At 36.0% G+C, this 15,349-nt stretch carries 20 protein-coding genes; 13 read left to right on the forward strand and 7 right to left on the reverse strand.

Annotated elements, in window-relative coordinates:
* Window positions 1–28 precede the first annotated feature (28 nt).
* The 3 genes from EGI26_RS18990 to EGI26_RS19000 all read left to right on the forward strand — a co-directional run bounded on the left by EGI26_RS18990 (window position 29) and on the right by EGI26_RS19000 (window position 2,361).
* Window positions 29–493, forward strand: coding sequence for a LiaF domain-containing protein (locus tag EGI26_RS18990; RefSeq protein ID WP_255080651.1), 465 nt, complete (start codon window positions 29–31; stop codon window positions 491–493).
* 4 nt (window positions 494–497) lie between these two features.
* Window positions 498–1,544 carry a sensor histidine kinase gene (locus EGI26_RS18995; RefSeq protein ID WP_255080652.1) on the forward strand — a complete coding sequence of 349 codons (1,047 nt, stop codon included), beginning with the start codon at window positions 498–500 and terminating at the stop codon, window positions 1,542–1,544.
* 70 nt (window positions 1,545–1,614) lie between these two features.
* Window positions 1,615–2,361 (forward strand): LytTR family DNA-binding domain-containing protein, encoded by a 747-nt coding sequence (locus EGI26_RS19000; RefSeq protein WP_255080653.1) that lies wholly within the window; start codon window positions 1,615–1,617, stop codon window positions 2,359–2,361.
* A 73-nt stretch (window positions 2,362–2,434) separates the two neighbouring features.
* Here EGI26_RS19000 and EGI26_RS19005 read toward each other — a convergent pair whose 3' ends face one another.
* Both EGI26_RS19005 and EGI26_RS19010 read right to left on the reverse strand, forming a co-directional pair.
* Complete coding sequence (locus EGI26_RS19005; RefSeq protein WP_255080654.1) at window positions 2,435–2,593, reverse strand: hypothetical protein; 159 nt, start codon at window positions 2,591–2,593, stop codon at window positions 2,435–2,437.
* Window positions 2,590–3,123, reverse strand: a complete 534-nt coding sequence (locus EGI26_RS19010) for a hypothetical protein (protein WP_255080655.1) — start codon at window positions 3,121–3,123, stop codon at window positions 2,590–2,592. The genes EGI26_RS19005 and EGI26_RS19010 overlap by 4 nt, the downstream gene beginning before the upstream one ends.
* Before the next feature lie 177 nt (window positions 3,124–3,300).
* Between EGI26_RS19010 and EGI26_RS19015 the strand changes: the two genes are divergently transcribed.
* On the forward strand, window positions 3,301–3,585 hold the full coding sequence (locus EGI26_RS19015; RefSeq protein WP_255080656.1) for a hypothetical protein: 285 nt from the start codon (window positions 3,301–3,303) through the stop codon (window positions 3,583–3,585).
* Window positions 3,586–3,731: 146 nt separating this feature from the next.
* Here the strand turns inward: EGI26_RS19015 and EGI26_RS19020 are convergent, their stop codons facing one another.
* From EGI26_RS19020 to EGI26_RS19030, 3 genes are all read right to left on the reverse strand, one after another.
* Window positions 3,732–5,948: an FUSC family protein gene (locus tag EGI26_RS19020; RefSeq protein WP_255080657.1), complete on the reverse strand. Its 2,217-nt coding sequence runs from the start codon at window positions 5,946–5,948 to the stop codon at window positions 3,732–3,734.
* Between the two features lie 153 nt (window positions 5,949–6,101).
* Entirely contained in the window at window positions 6,102–6,260 is a 159-nt protein-coding gene (locus tag EGI26_RS19025; RefSeq protein WP_255080658.1) for a hypothetical protein, read from the reverse strand.
* Entirely contained in the window at window positions 6,250–6,711 is a 462-nt protein-coding gene (locus EGI26_RS19030; protein WP_255080659.1) for a PIN domain-containing protein, read from the reverse strand. The genes EGI26_RS19025 and EGI26_RS19030 overlap by 11 nt, the downstream gene beginning before the upstream one ends.
* Window positions 6,712–6,890: 179 nt before the next feature.
* Between EGI26_RS19030 and EGI26_RS19035 the strand changes: the two genes are divergently transcribed.
* A complete protein-coding gene (locus EGI26_RS19035) occupies window positions 6,891–7,154 on the forward strand; it encodes an isoprenylcysteine carboxylmethyltransferase family protein (protein WP_255080660.1) in 264 nt (87 codons plus the stop codon).
* Window positions 7,155–7,339: 185 nt separating this feature from the next.
* Here EGI26_RS19035 and EGI26_RS19040 read toward each other — a convergent pair whose 3' ends face one another.
* Window positions 7,340–8,314: an NAD(P)-dependent alcohol dehydrogenase gene (locus EGI26_RS19040; RefSeq protein WP_255080661.1), complete on the reverse strand. Its 975-nt coding sequence runs from the start codon at window positions 8,312–8,314 to the stop codon at window positions 7,340–7,342.
* 70 nt (window positions 8,315–8,384) lie between these two features.
* Complete coding sequence (locus EGI26_RS19045) at window positions 8,385–8,774, reverse strand: VOC family protein (protein ID WP_255080662.1); 390 nt, start codon at window positions 8,772–8,774, stop codon at window positions 8,385–8,387.
* A gap of 182 nt (window positions 8,775–8,956) precedes the next feature.
* On the opposite strand from EGI26_RS19045, the gene EGI26_RS19050 reads away from it, so the two are divergent.
* From EGI26_RS19050 to EGI26_RS19085, 8 genes are all read left to right on the forward strand, one after another.
* Window positions 8,957–9,256: a helix-turn-helix transcriptional regulator gene (locus EGI26_RS19050; RefSeq protein WP_255080663.1), complete on the forward strand. Its 300-nt coding sequence runs from the start codon at window positions 8,957–8,959 to the stop codon at window positions 9,254–9,256.
* A 90-nt stretch (window positions 9,257–9,346) separates the two neighbouring features.
* Window positions 9,347–10,147, forward strand: coding sequence for a sulfite exporter TauE/SafE family protein (locus EGI26_RS19055; RefSeq protein ID WP_255080664.1), 801 nt, complete (start codon window positions 9,347–9,349; stop codon window positions 10,145–10,147).
* 40 nt (window positions 10,148–10,187) lie between these two features.
* Entirely contained in the window at window positions 10,188–11,606 is a 1,419-nt protein-coding gene (locus tag EGI26_RS19060) for a rhodanese-like domain-containing protein (RefSeq protein ID WP_255080665.1), read from the forward strand.
* 191 nt (window positions 11,607–11,797) lie between these two features.
* The gene (locus tag EGI26_RS19065) at window positions 11,798–12,370 is read left to right on the forward strand and encodes a YeeE/YedE family protein (RefSeq protein ID WP_255080666.1); all 573 of its coding nucleotides are present in this window, start codon (window positions 11,798–11,800) and stop codon (window positions 12,368–12,370) included.
* A 3-nt stretch (window positions 12,371–12,373) separates the two neighbouring features.
* The gene (locus tag EGI26_RS19070; protein WP_255080667.1) at window positions 12,374–12,847 is read left to right on the forward strand and encodes a DUF6691 family protein; all 474 of its coding nucleotides are present in this window, start codon (window positions 12,374–12,376) and stop codon (window positions 12,845–12,847) included.
* Complete coding sequence (locus EGI26_RS19075; RefSeq protein ID WP_409035387.1) at window positions 12,843–13,877, forward strand: c-type cytochrome; 1,035 nt, start codon at window positions 12,843–12,845, stop codon at window positions 13,875–13,877. The genes EGI26_RS19070 and EGI26_RS19075 overlap by 5 nt, the downstream gene beginning before the upstream one ends.
* A 38-nt stretch (window positions 13,878–13,915) precedes the next feature.
* Complete coding sequence (locus tag EGI26_RS19080) at window positions 13,916–14,335, forward strand: DsrE family protein (protein WP_255080669.1); 420 nt, start codon at window positions 13,916–13,918, stop codon at window positions 14,333–14,335.
* A gap of 11 nt (window positions 14,336–14,346) precedes the next feature.
* Entirely contained in the window at window positions 14,347–15,225 is an 879-nt protein-coding gene (locus EGI26_RS19085) for a helix-turn-helix domain-containing protein (RefSeq protein ID WP_255080670.1), read from the forward strand.
* Window positions 15,226–15,349 lie beyond the last annotated feature (124 nt).

A 15,349-nucleotide genomic window follows, 5' to 3' on the forward strand; every position in this document is an offset into this window, starting at 1 on the left:
ATTTTTATCCCTAAAATAAATTTTAATAATGGAAAACAAAAAAACTTTCATAAAATACTTGGTTATTGTATTGGTAATAATCGGTGGCCTGGGTGTGTTAGGTAAACTTCAAGACCGCGTATCGAGCGAAGAAAATTCGGAAGATGGAAAAAGCAGAAATGATTTTTTTGAAGTGAATAATATGATGGGTGGCAGTAAAAAAGAATACAACTTTACAGAAATGAAAGGCGGAATCATCAATTGTGTAATGGGAGGTGCTGAAATAGATTTGACAAAAGCAAACCTAAAAAAAGGAGCTTCTATTGATGTGTTTTTGATGATGGGTGGAGCCAAAATTACTGTACCTAAAGACTGGAACATAGTTTTAGATACTAATAACATCATGGGTGACTCAAAAGACCACAACGCTGAAGATGCTGTGGAAGATGAATCAAAAACACTAAAGATTAAAGGCACAGTCATTATGGGTGGTTTGGAAGTAATAAGATACTAAGTCTATGCAAAACCCTATATTGAGCGGTAGAAAGAGGATTCTGAGGTATTTTTCTGTTTGGATATTTTTGGGTATTTCGTTCTTCTTGGTGATGGCTTATTTTGTGCCAGCAGAGAAAGACTATCTAGCGGCAGATATCATCATGCAGAATTTTATCATGGCATGTTTGATGATAGGCATGTGGTATCCTATCAATTTTATGTCATGGGAAAGTCAAAAGCTGTCTTACCTTGTCTTTAATCACCTGCTCTTGTTTTTGGTTTTTGCGTTTTCTTGGATTTCGCTTACGCACCTTTTTTTGAGAATTATATTTTCAGGCAATCGCATCGAAGACTACATAGCGGGCTCGGTAGCATTCAAAATTCCCTTTTGCTTTTTCGCCTACATCGTATTTGTGATTTCTATTTATTTGCTTAGATATTATAACTCATACATAGAAAAAAAGGAAATCGAAAGCCGCCTGAGCGAGTCTATTCAGGAAGCTGAATTGACACTTTTGCGAAACCAAATGAATCCCCATTTTATATTTAATAGCCTCAATAGCATCAGTTCACTGACCATCATTGACCCCGACAAAGCTCATGATATGGTGATAAAACTTTCGGATTTTTTGAGATATACGGTGGGTTATGGGCAAATGCAAAAAGTGCCGTTAAAGAAAGAATTGGAGATGTGTGAGGCGTATTTGGACATAGAAAAAATCCGGTTTGGCGAAAAAATAAATGTTGAAATGCAGGTGGCTGAAGAAGCTCTTGATGTAGAGGTGCCTAGTATGCTATTGCAAACACTTTTTGAAAACGCTATAAAACATGGCATTTATAATTCGCTCAATCCCGAGAGGATTCTTTTCAAAGCCGAAGTGAATGAAAATAGGCTGGAATTAGTCATAGAAAATACGTTTGATAAAGATGGAGGCAAAAAAGTAGGTACCAAAACAGGTCTAAAAAATATAAAAGAAAGGCTGAGGTTGATGTATAAGAATCTTGCAATTTTTGAAAACCAAGTGGTCGACAATAAGTTTGTGGTTTGGATAAGTATTCCTATGAATTAGTAATTGTAGTACTCAAAATAGATAAAGCCTTGCGACATAGCGGCTTTGCGGTTCTTAAAAAAGCTTAGAAATGAAAATCAAAACATTATTAATAGACGACGAAGCCTTGGCTCGTACTTTGGTGCAAAATTTCATAAAAGTCGACCCTGATTTTGAGGTTGTCGGAGAAGCTGGAGATGGTTTTGAAGCCATGAAAAAAATCACCGAATTGCAGCCCGATTTGATATTTTTGGACATACAAATGCCCAAGCTTACGGGTTTGGAATTGCTCGAACTTTTGCCTAATCCGCCCATTGTGGTTTTTTCTACGGCTTATGACCAATACGCCATAGAAGCTTTTGAAAAGAATGCTGTGGATTATCTGCTAAAGCCTTTTTCAAGAGATAGGTTTCAGAAGGCTTTACAAAAAGTAAAGGAAAAAATTGAAGCCAAAGTAGATACCAAGGAAGAAATCAAAAATCTCTTAGCCACTCCACCACATCCCGATAAGGCTTTGGACAGAATCGTCATAAAAGATGGAGCAAAAATAGAAATGATTCCATTCCAAGATGTCACACATTTAGAAACTTATGGCGACTATGTGTGGATATACACAGAAAAAGCTAAGTTTTTGAAACAAAAAACTATGAAAGAATTTGAAGAGCTTTTGCCAAATTCGTTTTTAAGAGTTCACCGCTCGTTTTTAGTTAATGTGTCATTTATTCAAAAACTCGAATTGTACGAGAAGAACTCGTACCAACTTCTATTAAAAAGCGGAGCAAGAGTGAGCGTAAGCAAAAGCGGGTATAAAGAATTGAAAGAGACATTGGGGTGGTGATATTGAGGTTGAACCACAAAGGCGGGAGGACGCAAAGGTTATAATCTCTTTCCAAACCAATGAAGAGAAATATCTAAGTTTGAAGAGACTTTGAATTTCTTAATGAAATAGTCTTTTTTGCCTTTGTCCTTTTTAGTTTCAGGAAGGCACTAAATTCTTTTTCATCTTTCTCACTCAAAGACTCGTTGACAAATACAAAGTCCTTATCGTCCATTTTTTTGAAATCTATCATGGCTTAAAGTTTTTGAAATATTTGTAAATTAAAATTAGTGCTTCTTTTGTATCTATAAACATTCGATTACCCCCAAAAAGTTTCGCTCCAAGGGTTTGTTCATAGTGTTTAATCAATTTACTTTTGGCAATAAATGAAACCACGCCATCATATTTTAGTTCAAATGACATTTTACAAGCAAAAGCCACAAGGTTACCTGCCACACCCAAATAAATTTTACTCTTTCCTTTATTAAACTTAGAACTTTCTATCAAATGCATAAAAACGTGGTCTTGTTTGTCTTCAATACTTAAAAGGCCTTGAATGACATCATTGTTGTTTACAGTTGTCAGTTTATAAACCTCCTTGGTGGTATCTTTTAATTCTTTATGCCAATCGAAAATCCAATCTGATTTCTTAATTTGCTTAGAGTTTTCAATTGTCAATCTTCTAATTTCTGTATCAAAAACTTCGTTAGTAACGGCGTTTTCAATTGAATTAGTAAGTTTGTCAACAACGAAATCAAGTCCTTTATTTTGTAGATTTTTCACATTACGAAGATACAAAATATTTAGGACTTCTGCAATGCTTAGGTAGAATTGTTTAAGTTGACAAATGGATAGGAAGAATGGATAATGTAGAACTGCAAAAGATTATTTTACAGGCACAGATTTAGGTATAGTATTTGTTTATTTTTGAGTGACACTAACCGCTTAATAGTTTGATAGATGAATTATTTGAAAGAAGCAAACGAAAATTTAAGGGAAATTCTGACCAAATTTCGTGAAAATAAGAATGACAAATATATCAGTGAGCACATTCTTGCCGCTGAAATAGCACTTTCATTCTCGGATTTATTCTTGATTAATGGAAGGAAAATTAGCAATCAGGAAAAAGAATGGTTCAAAGCGGGAATTTATTTAGACTATATTTTAGGTGGAAGTCCTTGGGAAGAAATTATTGTTAGATACAATAAAGTGTGTTTGGAATTGCAAAGTCTTGGACAAATTTGATGTAGTTTTAAATTAATCATATTGTTGAAAAACTAACATAGTTTTGAGAAAAACTCCATGAAACTCCCATACTAGAACTGTAAGTGAAACTCTCTATTAAAATAAAACTATGTTTTCTATCAACCTATGTGTTTAAATCAAAAAACTCACCCCAAAACCTCCACCGCTCCCAGAACATTTTCAGATAGGTTTTTGAGCCATTTGAGCTGTTCGATAATTACTTTGGCTTCTTGCAGTTTGCTCCGCATTTCGGTGGACATGGTCAGTATGCCTGACTCAATTTCGAGGTTGCGTTTCAGGTTGAGTTCAGCATATTTTTTATCCAGAAACTCAAAAGCCTCAAAACATTTGTCTGGGTTTTTAGTCACGCTTTTACCTTTCAGAATCGCTATTGCATTTTGTAGGTTTACACAGATGTAATCCATGATAGTTTCAAAACTCTCGGAGGTATTGGTAGTCTTATGACTTTGAATATAAGCCGAATAGGCCGCAATTCCTGACAAGAAACTGTGATTGAGTAATACTGCCGCATAGATATTGCTCACCTGGTTTTTTTTGGATTTTGGCTCTTCTTGCAGTCTTTGAAATGCTCCGTTAAGATTTCCATTTTTGATAAAAGCATCTTTACGAATCAATCGGTAAGCGGTGTCTGCCGCTTGTTTGGTTCTGTACAGATTATTTACCGCTTTCAGGTAGTTGAGATTGGCTATCAAAGCCTTCTTTATGGCGTCTTTTATGTTTTCTTTCTCCCAAACTGGCCAAATGAAATACATAGCAAATAGTGAAATCAAAACGCCAACGAAAGTGTAAAGCCCTCTGTTGAGAATGATTTCAATGGAATCGTTTTCGTTTAAAACATAAAGCAGTAAAATACTGATGGTAATGCCGGCTGAGGCAATTTTATAGTTTTTGTTGATAAATGAGAAGCCTACCAATAAGGAAACTGCGGCCACAGAGCCATAAATCAAGCTGTTTTGAAAGAAATAAACCAAAGCCAGCGTAAAAATCATCCCCAAAATGGTGCCCGCCATACGGCTTTTGGCCCGACTTTTAGTGAGGCCGTAATTGGGTCTTAGAATTACCATGGTCGTCACGATAATCCAGTTGGCGTAGTCGGGATTAAGAAACTGGCCGATTAAAAAACTCAATAGAAACGCAGTTGTTAGCCTTATAGAATGCCTAAAAATAACCGACTCGGTATTGAGGTTTATCTTTATGGTGTTCCAAGAGTAGTTTTGGGTAGTTATAAACTGACTATTTCTACGAGGTACCAATTGCGACTCTTGCAAAAGGTTGTTGTAAATATTGTCAATCAGTTTTAGCTTTTCGATTTCTCGCTGTTCATGATCAAGAAGATTTCTCATCATCAAAGCTCCTTCGCGTGCTTTTGGGAGTTTTACGGCATCTACATATACTTTGATGCTATTTTCGGCCTCAATCAAGGCTTCGTCTAGATTTGGTTCTAAACTAAAAGTACTGTTAGATCTAAGAGCTTCGCCGAGTTTTATAAGATGCTCTGATACCAATTCCGAAGTTTTTTGATAGGGTAGTAGCAGGTTTGTAAACTTTCCAAGTTCTTCTTCAAATGCCTCAAAATCAGGATTCCAGGCAATAGCCATTTCGTATAAATCTATCATTTCTATGAATAGCAGATAGAGCTTTCTATTTTCAGAAGAAGATATGAGGGTCGATTTTTCGCTCATCAACATACTTCTAAGTAGTTCATGGTTTTCGTTGATGGCACTTTGTGTTTTTAACAACCTGTACTGCAAGTCTGGCGTATTGGTGGTGGCATTCCATTTGATATCATCACTCATCTTCAAGTAGTTGGCTGTCAGTTCTATACATTCCGCCAATAGTAACTGAATATGTCTTTTTTGAAAAATGAACTGGCTCAAAGCCGAAACTATAATACAAACTATGCCACCAAGGCTCACTAATTTCAGGATTTCTAAAACGGGTAGCGAGTATTTGTGTAGCATGAAGCCCATTACCACGGCAAAAAGACCGGCAAAACCAATCATGGAGCCACGAAAACCAAAAACAGAAAGCATGGAGGATCCAAAAACGAGTAAAGCAAGTGTCGGAATACGAATGTAATCAGGAAAATTTACGGACAAAAAGAATCCCGAAAGTACAATTAAGCCTAAAGAAAGGCTGTAAAACATGCCAATGATTCGGTTTCTATTGGTACCTTCAATATTGGAGAAATAGGCAAACATAACACCCACCACCACTGACATTCCTGCTGGATAATTATTGGTAGAAAAACCCCAATATATCGGCAATACCAACAAGATACTGACTATGCTGGCTCTGAAAAAATCGAAAGAATTGATATGTTTATTAAGCTTTTGGGGCAAGTGTTATTTGTTTGTATTTTTTTTGAAATGAATGGAAGTGTTATTCAAAAAAACTCTAGTGAGCTATAAATTAAGATATTTTGTTCAAATAGGTTTTCAAATTTGAACACCCATTGACTTGAAAAATTCATAAAACTATTACATGGTAAATACCTATTTACCTGTTTGCATTTTCAGGCTGTTAAGTCTAATATAATCCAAAATCTGTTCTTTGGACTTACCGACCATATCAGCGGATATTCTTTCTTTGATTTCACGAAATGTTTTCACGGTATCAAATTCTTTCTCAGCAGTTTTTTGCTTAGTCTTCATATTCTAAAATTTCTTTTGGTGACCGAATCTCTAGCGACGAATAATTCATTCGTAAATTTATCGAGTTATAACCTCTAATTCTATAAACATTTACAATATGTTTAAAATTCCAACTCACAAGTATGTCTGCTTTGTTTATTGTGGCGGTGGCTATATGTAAACAATCGTCAAAACTTGTTTTACCCACAACCTTTTCATCAATGTATTTGGTCGCAAGTTCGATGATTTCTGAATTTATGGTCAATCTTTCCATTTGACTTTTGGGCAGACTTTTAAAAAATGACCTGACATTTTCTGGGGCATTTAATAATTCTGTTTCAGTCAAATCAGAAAATAGACAAATAACTCGTCCCAATTTAACTCGTTCAAAAAGTTGCAGGGTTTCTTCCTCAAACTCCACATCGTAAACTCCGCCGAAAACAGATGTATCAAAATAAAACCGTTGTTTCATACTTTCAGGATTTGAATTTATTCTTTGACCAAAGATAACTATTTGTTGCGATTAGAACATTTCAAATACTTAACCATTTCGGTTGAATAGCTCCAAGGATTTCATAATTTTTACTTTGGTAAGAAATATTACATAAATACTCGAAAAAATATTTCTTCTTTGCGTATGAATTTTGAAAAATGACAAAGCGTTCGAACAAAGATTATTTGCTGGTTGGGACACAATTCCTCTTGTTTCTGATTTACTTGATACCATTTGATTTAAATTTTGAGGTTGCTGATTATTTACGATTTCCCAGTTTGTTGGTTGCCATTATCGGTTTTTTGATTGTTTTAGTTGCCTTATTGAACCTCGACAAAAACTTGACGGCTTTTCCAACACCCAAAAATAATTCTGAACTGATTACTTCTGGCCTTTACAGGTATGTGAGACATCCTATTTAAACAGGTATACTATTAACTGTTTTTGGGTGCAGTATTTACTCTGCATCTGTTTCTAGACTGATTATCTCTTTATTGCTATTGATTTTGTTCTATTTTAAGACCGACTATGAAGAGCAAAAACTCTCGGAAAAATACCCCGAATATGGAGACTGCAAGGCCCGAACAGGTAGATTTATTCCAGGCCTTTAGCCATTTATTTTTACCACTATTTTACCTAAGTGCTTGCCTTCGCCAAAATATTGAATTAGTCTTGGGATTTCTTCAAATCTATAAGGTCCATCAATTTGGAGTTGGATTTTCTTTTCTTTAATCAATTCCAAAACCTCAGTTATGCCGTCGTTGGGTTTTAGTGCCAACACTTCCATTTTTTTATTGGAAAAAAGCGAGATAATTTTCCCCAATAAATAGGCCCCCAAAATGCCTTGTATTTTGCCACCGATGGTGATGTATTTCCCACCAGGACTTAAAGACCTAAGATATGAATAGACTGGTTTGTTTGTTTTACAATCCAATATGAAATCGTATTTTTCTCCGTTTTGGGTAAAATTTTCCTTTTTGTAGTCTATTAATCTATCATAGCCGATATGCTTTAAAACCTCAATTTTCTCAGCTGAATCTACTCCAGAAATTTTACACCCAAACCTTTTTGCCAACTGAAAAGCGAAATAACCCACTCCTCCTCCAGCACCGTTTATGAGGATTTTTTGATCTTGTTTTAAACCACCTATTTGTTTAAAAGCTTGCAAAGCCAAACCAGCAGCGTGGGGAATTGAGGCTGCTTCTTTCATGCTCAAGTAATCAGGTTTTTTAAGAATAGCTTTTTCGTTTATACAACAGAATTCAGCATAACTTCCGAAACCATAATCTGAAATATCTCCAAAAACTTCATCGCCTTCCTTAAATAGTTTCACTTCGGAGCCAATTTTAACTATAAAACCGGCCAACTCTATACCTAGGGTAGAATTTTTTGGTTTCCAAAAACCAAACATCAACCTATACAAATAAGGTCTGCCGTTTACCAAGCTCCAGTCATAATCGTTAATTGTAGTTGCATACACTTTAACCAAAACTTCATTCGGTTTGGGTTCGGGCGTACTTACCTCAACTACATCAAGAACTTTTTCTGGATTTCCATATTTTTGATATGAAAGGGCTCGCATATTTTCAAAAATTTTATAGCTCTAAGCTATATATTTATTTTTTTTATATGAAATGGTTTTTGATAGATGATCAGATGGCCGTTTCAGTGGCTTCCATCAACGCCAAATAGGCTCCTGCGGGATCTTGAATAACCGCAAACATATCTTTCCCCATTTTTCTTGGGCCGTCTATTGTTTTTCCACCAAGTTTTTGGCAATTTTCTAAACTTTCACTGAGATTTTTAACAATCACATAGTTGAGCCATTGAGCGGGAATGTTGGCATTCGATCCTTTTTTGTGGCAAATACCTGCTATACATTCGTCGCCAGCCTCTAGGGTATTGTGTACATTGTAGTCCACGTAATCGTCTAAAGGTTGCTCGCTGAATGTCCAGCCAATTACTGAGCCATAAAAATCTTTAATTTCTTCGGCGTTTTCTACCGTTAAATCTGTCCAAAGAATTTTTCCTTTTGCTTGCATTTGGTTGTTTGTTTTTCTGAACTTTTTTTTTGAAACTATAATTTGTTTTTGAATAATCTGATTTTCTTTGAATAATAAATATAGGCCAAATCGTTAAAAAATTCTGATACTAAGATGAATTTTTTATATGAAAATATTGTCATATATTTGAATTAATTATTATTTGCAAATGTTAAAGCGATATGGTAGAAATAATAGATTTAGAAAAATTCGAAAAAGCTGCTTTTATCCTTAAAACGGTGGCTCATCCCATGCGTTTGGCGATTGTGGAGTTGCTTACCAACAATGATTCCCTTTCGGTAAACGAAATTTGTGAGAAAATAAATGGTGAACAATCATTGGTGTCGCATCATTTAATCAACATGAAACTAAAAGGTATTTTGCAGTCCAGCAGAGAAGGACAGTTTATACATTATTCTTTGAAACTTAAAGAAATAAACAAACTTCTAGATTGCGTACAGAATTGCACTTGCCATTTTTAGCTTTTTTTTTATATGCAATATGATAAAAACAACATATATTCATAAGTCTATAGTTTAAGTAGATTACTCTTTACAATTTTGATTGGATCAATGGAGATAATAGGATTTTTTGGGGCACTTTTAATGGGGATTTCTCTTGGCTTGATTGGCGGTGGAGGGTCTATTCTTACAGTGCCTATTTTGGTATATTTATTTCATATTGACCCTGTTTTGGCTACAGCCTACTCTCTTTTTATCGTTGGTTTTACCAGTTTATTAGGCTCCACAAGCCACATAAAACAAGGAAATATTCATTGGCGAACTGCTTTGGTTTTTGGAATACCTTCCATCATAAGTGTCTACATTACTAGGCAGTTTTTGGTCCCAATTATTCCACAAGAAATCTTCAGTGTGGGCGATTATATGGTTACCAAGCCTATTCTCATGTTGTTGGTTTTTGCGGTTTTGATGGTAATCGCCTCTTATTCAATGATTAAGCCAGGGAAAAATCAAGTTGATGGAGCGGTAGGAGAGGTGGATTATAGATATTTGTTGATTTTGCTCGAAGGGTTGGGTGTAGGTATGATTACAGGTTTTGTCGGAGCAGGCGGAGGTTTTCTGATTATACCCGCATTGGTGCTTTTAGCCAAGCTGCCCATGAAAAAAGCTGTTGGTACCTCACTGGTCATTATCGGTCTTAAATCCCTCATTGGTTTTATGGGTGATGTCAACGGGAGTTCTGTTATTGATTGGAAATTTTTGGTAATTTTTACGTCCATAGCGTCAGTTGGGATTTTCTTGGGAAGTCATTTGTCTAAAAAAGTAAAAGACGAAAAACTTAAGCCCATTTTTGGATATTTTGTATTGATTATGGGTATTTATATCCTCGTAAAAGAACTGATTTTTAAATAAATTTTTATTGGATTGGAATTGATTTTAATAATATAAAATTATGTTGATAGAGCAAATTTATACAGGATGTTTGGCTCAGGGAGCTTATTACATTGAATCTGAAGGAGAATGTGTGATTATTGATCCACTTCGCGAAGTAAATCAATACATAGAAAAAGCTGCTGAAAATGGTGCAAAAATCAAGTATATTCTTGAGACGCATTTTCATGCTGACTTTGTAAGTGGTCACTTAGAACTTTCCAAAAAAACAGGAGCAACCATCGTTTTTGGACCAACAGCCAAACCAAATTTTAAAGCTTTAATAGCCACAGATGGGCAAATATTAGAAGTGGGCAAGCTTAAGATAAAAGTTCTTCATACACCTGGTCATACTATGGAGTCTTCAACTTATTTACTTTTCGACGAAAACGGTAAAGAATATTGTATATTTTCGGGTGATACCTTGTTTATTGGAGACGTTGGTCGCCCAGATTTGGCTCAGAAATCAGACTTAACTATTTATGATTTAGCTGGTTTTCTTTTTGATTCACTCAGAAACAAAATCATGACTTTGCCAGACACAATTTTGGTTTATCCAGCACATGGTGCAGGTTCAGCTTGTGGCAAAAACATGAGTAAAGAAACCTACGACACATTGGGCAACCAAAAGATGTTTAATTATGTCCTAAGAGCCAATATGACCCGCGAAGAGTTTATTAAGGAAGTTACGGATGGCTTAGAATTGGTACCTCCACCATATTATTTCCCAAAAAATGTAATGATGAACAAAACGGGAGCCCAAAACGTAGATGTAGTGAAATCACAAGTACAGGCTCTTTCGCCAGCTGCATTTGAGGCTGCTGCAAATGAAACTGGTGCCATCATGATTGATACAAGGCCGCAACATATCTTTAAAGAAGCATTTATTCCCAACGCTATTTTTATTGGAATTAAAGGTGACTTTGCCCCTTGGGTTGGTACACTTTTGACAGATATTGAACAGCCCATTTTGATTGTTGCTGACGAAGAAAATCGTGAGGAGGTGATAACGAGGTTGTCTAGGGTGGGTTATGACAATATTATTGGATATTTAGATGGTGGCATGGAGGCTTGGATAAAAGCAGGTAAAGAAACTGATAATATTGAATCCATCAGTGCCACAGACTTTGCTGCGAAATTTAAGGAAACTGAGGGTAAAATACTTGTAAAAGACGTAAGAAAACCGACCGAATATTCTGCAGAACATGTAGATGAAGCCATGAACATCCCGTTGGCAAATCTTAGTAAAAACATGGCGGAATTCTCAAAAACTGAGACCAACTACTTACATTGTGCAGGTGGCTATAGGTCTATGATAGCGGCTTCCATTCTAAAATCTCGCGGATTTGACAATTTGATTGATGTCAATGGCGGTTTTGCGGCAATTTCTGCTACAGATATTCCAAAAAGCGATTTTGTGTGCCAATCAAAAATGAAATAAGAATATATTTAAGGGTTAAATAGTAAGTCGATAATTAGGGTGCAGGTTTTGTACCCCAAATTATTTTTCTAAATTTACTTGCTTTGTAATTTCAATTTGAATTCCATTTCATGCTTAAAGGGGTTTGTTTTGAATTTATAACAGTTATCAAGTGTTATTTTTGAGTGTTTAAACCATAAAAATTTTAAAACATGTTGGAATTTATAAAACAGCCTTGGCACTGGTCAGTTGCAGGGGTTTTTATTGGCCTTACAGTTCCCGTTCTCTTAATTATTGGCAACAAAAACTTCGGTATTTCTTCTTCCCTTAGGCATATCTGTGCGGCTTGCATTCCGGCCAATATCCCTTTGTTTAAGTACAATTGGAAAAACGAAATCTGGAACCTGTTTTTTGTTTTTGGTGTGTTGTTGGGCGGGTTTTTAGGAACATTTGGATTGGCGAATGAAGCGGATATCCAAGTAGCTCAAAGCACCATAGACGATTTAAGGGTCTTTGGTGTAAGTGATTTCAAAAATTTGATGCCTACGGATATTTTTAGTTTTGACAATTTATTTACACTTAAGGGCTTGTTTTTCTTCATAATTGGTGGTTTTTTGGTCGGTTTTGGTACACGTTACGCAGGAGGTTGCACATCTGGGCATTCCATCATGGGTTTAGCTAGTCTGCAATGGCCCTCTTTGGTGGCAACTATATTTTTTATGTTGGGAGGATTTGCCATGACTCACCTCGGATTACCTATTATTTTTAACCTAATTAATAAATAAATTATGAAAGTAGATATAAATCCAAGTTGTGATGCTCAAAATGAGTTAGCTCAACGTGAGAGTTTTTTGTCAAATATCAAATACCTGATAGTGGGTACACTTTTCGGTATTGTGTTTGTAAAAGCAGAGATTATCTCTTGGTTTAGAATCCAAGAAATGTTCAGAATGCAGAGTTTTCACATGTATGGCGTAATCGGAACCGCAGTAGTGGTAGGGATGATATCCTTATTTATTATCAAAAAACTCAATATCAAAACCTTGAATGGCGAAGAGATTGTGATTGCTAAAAAACCATTTTCCAAAGGATTAATTTACGGAGGATTTATGTTTGGTTTGGGCTGGGCTATTACTGGAGCTTGTCCTGGGCCGTTATTTGCTCAGATTGGCTCTGGGTATTTGGTAGTGATAGTTACTTTTCTAAGTGCGGTTTTTGGTACATGGACATACGGTTTGTTGCAAAAACACCTTCCTCATTGAAATTGTGAATAATAGACCTATAAACTTCAACATCCTCCGCAATATACTGGTAGCTTCGACTATGTTGGCTTTTATTCTTATTTTGTTATTGATTACAGATTTCCCAAAACTTTTTAAAAATAAAATTGCAATTGAGGAAATGCCAAAGGATTCGGTTGTTTACAAAAAACCATTATGGCAAGCCATGAGCATGGATGCCTTGGTACACGAAAAAGACCCAGAACTCATAAAATATGGAAAAGAACTTATTGCAAATACTTCGGTTTATCTAGGTCCAAAAGGGAAAGTTAGAGCGATGTCGAATGGAATGAACTGTCAAAATTGCCATTTAGATGCTGGAACTAGGCCTTGGGGGAATAATTACGGGGCGGTTTTGTCGACTTATCCAAAGTTTAGAGGCAGAAGCGGAACTATTGAAAACATTCAAAAACGTATCAATGACTGTTTTGAACGAAGTTTAAATGGAAAGGGCTTGGATTCTAACAGCAGAGAAATGTTAGCTATGAAAAGCTACATTGAGTTTGTTGGTCAGTTTGTTCCCAAAGATTCCATTCCTGCTGGTAGTGGAATTTGGAAACTCAAAAATCTTAAACGAGCGGCGGATCCCTTAAAAGGACAGATAGCTTATGAGCAAAAATGCGTTACCTGTCACGGACAAAATGGGGAAGGAGTGATGAATTTCGATGGTACTGCATATACTTACCCACCACTTTGGGGAGGGCATTCTTACAACGTTGGAGCTGGCTTGTATCGTTTGTCAAGATTCGCAGGCTATATCAAAGCCAACATGCCTTTTGGTGCCACTTATGAAAAGCCTCAGCTGACTGACGAGGAAAGTTGGGACATAGCGGCTTATGTAAATTCTAGGGCCCGCCCCAATAAAGATTTAAGTAAAGATTGGCCAAAAATATCGGCAAAACCAGCCGATCATCCCTTTGGGCCTTATGATGACGGTTTTTCTGAGCAGCAACATAAGTTTGGGCCATTCAAACCCATAGAAGATTTTAAAAAAGCTAAAAACAAAAAATAGTCTCAATTTCAAAAAAAGGCAAACTAAACAATTCAAACATGAAAAAAATATTCTTTTTCTTACTTATTTCTACGGTTTCTGTTTTTGCCCAAAAAATTGACGATGGCAGCAAACACAAAACCGTTTTTCAATTCGTCTCTGGAGATACTTTGTCACAAAAATCGCTTATAAATAACCTTAAAAACTTCAAAGAAGGATGGCCAAAGTCGCAAGTGGAGGTGGTTTTTCACGGAAATGGTATTTTTATGGTTATGACCGAAAAGACCACTTTTGCAAATGAATTGCAGAGTTTTGTGGAGAAAGAAGGTATCCAAATGGTGGTCTGTGAAAATACTATGAAACAAAAGAAAATCAAGAAAGAGCAGCTTTTGCCGTTTATGCAAACTGTGCCTATGGGTATTGGTGAAATTGTGATTAAACAAGAGCAAGGTTGGTCTTATATCAAAGCAGGCTTGTAAATATTCAAGTTTTGAATAGAAGTATCCCCAAATATACCATTGAGCAGATAAATCAATGCGACCAGCACGTTAAAATGAATCTTGACATTCGACGGCTGGAAGACCACATTGCTTTGATGACTGACGTGGTTTTTCCTCATCGCCACGATTTCTATAATCTCATTTATATAACACAAGGCAGCGGTACGCACGACATCGATTTCAAACAATTTGAGGTGGTACCGAATCAGCTTTTCTTTATGAACGACGGTCAGGTGCATGAATGGAATCTTTCTGCTGATATTAAGGGCTTTACGATGTTTTTTAAGAAAGAATTTTACAATGTGGCCGAGCCGATTTTCTCTTTGCCAAACTTGCCTTTTTTTCATAATAGTGCCAACGAAGCCCAAATGGTAATCTTTGATCAAAATGAGGCTACGGTATGCGAACACTTTTTTGAAGACATGCTCAATGAATTTAAGAAAGGTCAAACACACCATGAGGCTATTATCAAAACGCTTTTAAAAATTATCTTAATCCGCTCCTTGCGGGTCTACGAGCCACATTATTCTACTTCAGGTTCAAAACTTGTTCTGACCAAAATCCATCAGTTTGAAGGTTTAATCGAAAAGAATTACCAACACATAAAAGGTGTCAAGGAATATGCCAGCCTACTAAACATGACGCCAAATTACCTAAATGCCATTTGCTCTACAGCCTTAGGCAAAACAGCTGGCGAAATGATCCGTGATCGGGTGATTTTGGAAGCGAAACGTCTGCTGATCCATTCTCCATTATCTATTTGCGAAATGGGCTATGCGTTGGGCTATGACGATTGTTCTTATTTTATAAGAATGTTTAAAAAATCTGTAGGACAAACTCCCGAACAATTTAGAACTCAATTGGCCTAATCAATAAGTAGTACTATTGCCAATCATCGTAACGATTTCGGATACTATATAAGTATTTGTCAATTAGAATATTGAGTTACGTTGAATTTTCCGTTAAAATTTCCTTACTTCCCATAGTATTAAA

Origin of the sequence: Lacihabitans sp. CCS-44 (assembly GCF_024343735.1) — a bacterium.
Classification (GTDB): domain Bacteria; phylum Bacteroidota; class Bacteroidia; order Cytophagales; family Spirosomataceae; genus Leadbetterella.

What these genes read in the sequence shown, in the direction of transcription:
- EGI26_RS19000 (WP_255080653.1), top strand. Translation starts at nt 1,615, where the DNA reads ATGAAAATCAAAACATTATTAATAGACGACGAAGCCTTGGCTCGTACT.
- EGI26_RS19030 (WP_255080659.1), bottom strand. Translation starts at nt 6,711, where the DNA reads ATGAAACAACGGTTTTATTTTGATACATCTGTTTTCGGCGGAGTTTAC.
- EGI26_RS19050 (WP_255080663.1), top strand. Translation starts at nt 8,957, where the DNA reads ATGGTAGAAATAATAGATTTAGAAAAATTCGAAAAAGCTGCTTTTATC.
- EGI26_RS18995 (WP_255080652.1), top strand. Translation starts at nt 498, where the DNA reads ATGCAAAACCCTATATTGAGCGGTAGAAAGAGGATTCTGAGGTATTTT.
- EGI26_RS19025 (WP_255080658.1), bottom strand. Translation starts at nt 6,260, where the DNA reads ATGAAGACTAAGCAAAAAACTGCTGAGAAAGAATTTGATACCGTGAAA.
- EGI26_RS19070 (WP_255080667.1), top strand. Translation starts at nt 12,374, where the DNA reads ATGAAAGTAGATATAAATCCAAGTTGTGATGCTCAAAATGAGTTAGCT.
- EGI26_RS19015 (WP_255080656.1), top strand. Translation starts at nt 3,301, where the DNA reads ATGAATTATTTGAAAGAAGCAAACGAAAATTTAAGGGAAATTCTGACC.
- EGI26_RS19055 (WP_255080664.1), top strand. Translation starts at nt 9,347, where the DNA reads ATGGAGATAATAGGATTTTTTGGGGCACTTTTAATGGGGATTTCTCTT.
- EGI26_RS19045 (WP_255080662.1), bottom strand. Translation starts at nt 8,774, where the DNA reads ATGCAAGCAAAAGGAAAAATTCTTTGGACAGATTTAACGGTAGAAAAC.
- EGI26_RS19065 (WP_255080666.1), top strand. Translation starts at nt 11,798, where the DNA reads ATGTTGGAATTTATAAAACAGCCTTGGCACTGGTCAGTTGCAGGGGTT.
- EGI26_RS19005 (WP_255080654.1), bottom strand. Translation starts at nt 2,593, where the DNA reads ATGATAGATTTCAAAAAAATGGACGATAAGGACTTTGTATTTGTCAAC.
- EGI26_RS19060 (WP_255080665.1), top strand. Translation starts at nt 10,188, where the DNA reads ATGTTGATAGAGCAAATTTATACAGGATGTTTGGCTCAGGGAGCTTAT.
- EGI26_RS19080 (WP_255080669.1), top strand. Translation starts at nt 13,916, where the DNA reads ATGAAAAAAATATTCTTTTTCTTACTTATTTCTACGGTTTCTGTTTTT.
- EGI26_RS19040 (WP_255080661.1), bottom strand. Translation starts at nt 8,314, where the DNA reads ATGCGAGCCCTTTCATATCAAAAATATGGAAATCCAGAAAAAGTTCTT.
- EGI26_RS18990 (WP_255080651.1), top strand. Translation starts at nt 29, where the DNA reads ATGGAAAACAAAAAAACTTTCATAAAATACTTGGTTATTGTATTGGTA.
- EGI26_RS19035 (WP_255080660.1), top strand. Translation starts at nt 6,891, where the DNA reads ATGACAAAGCGTTCGAACAAAGATTATTTGCTGGTTGGGACACAATTC.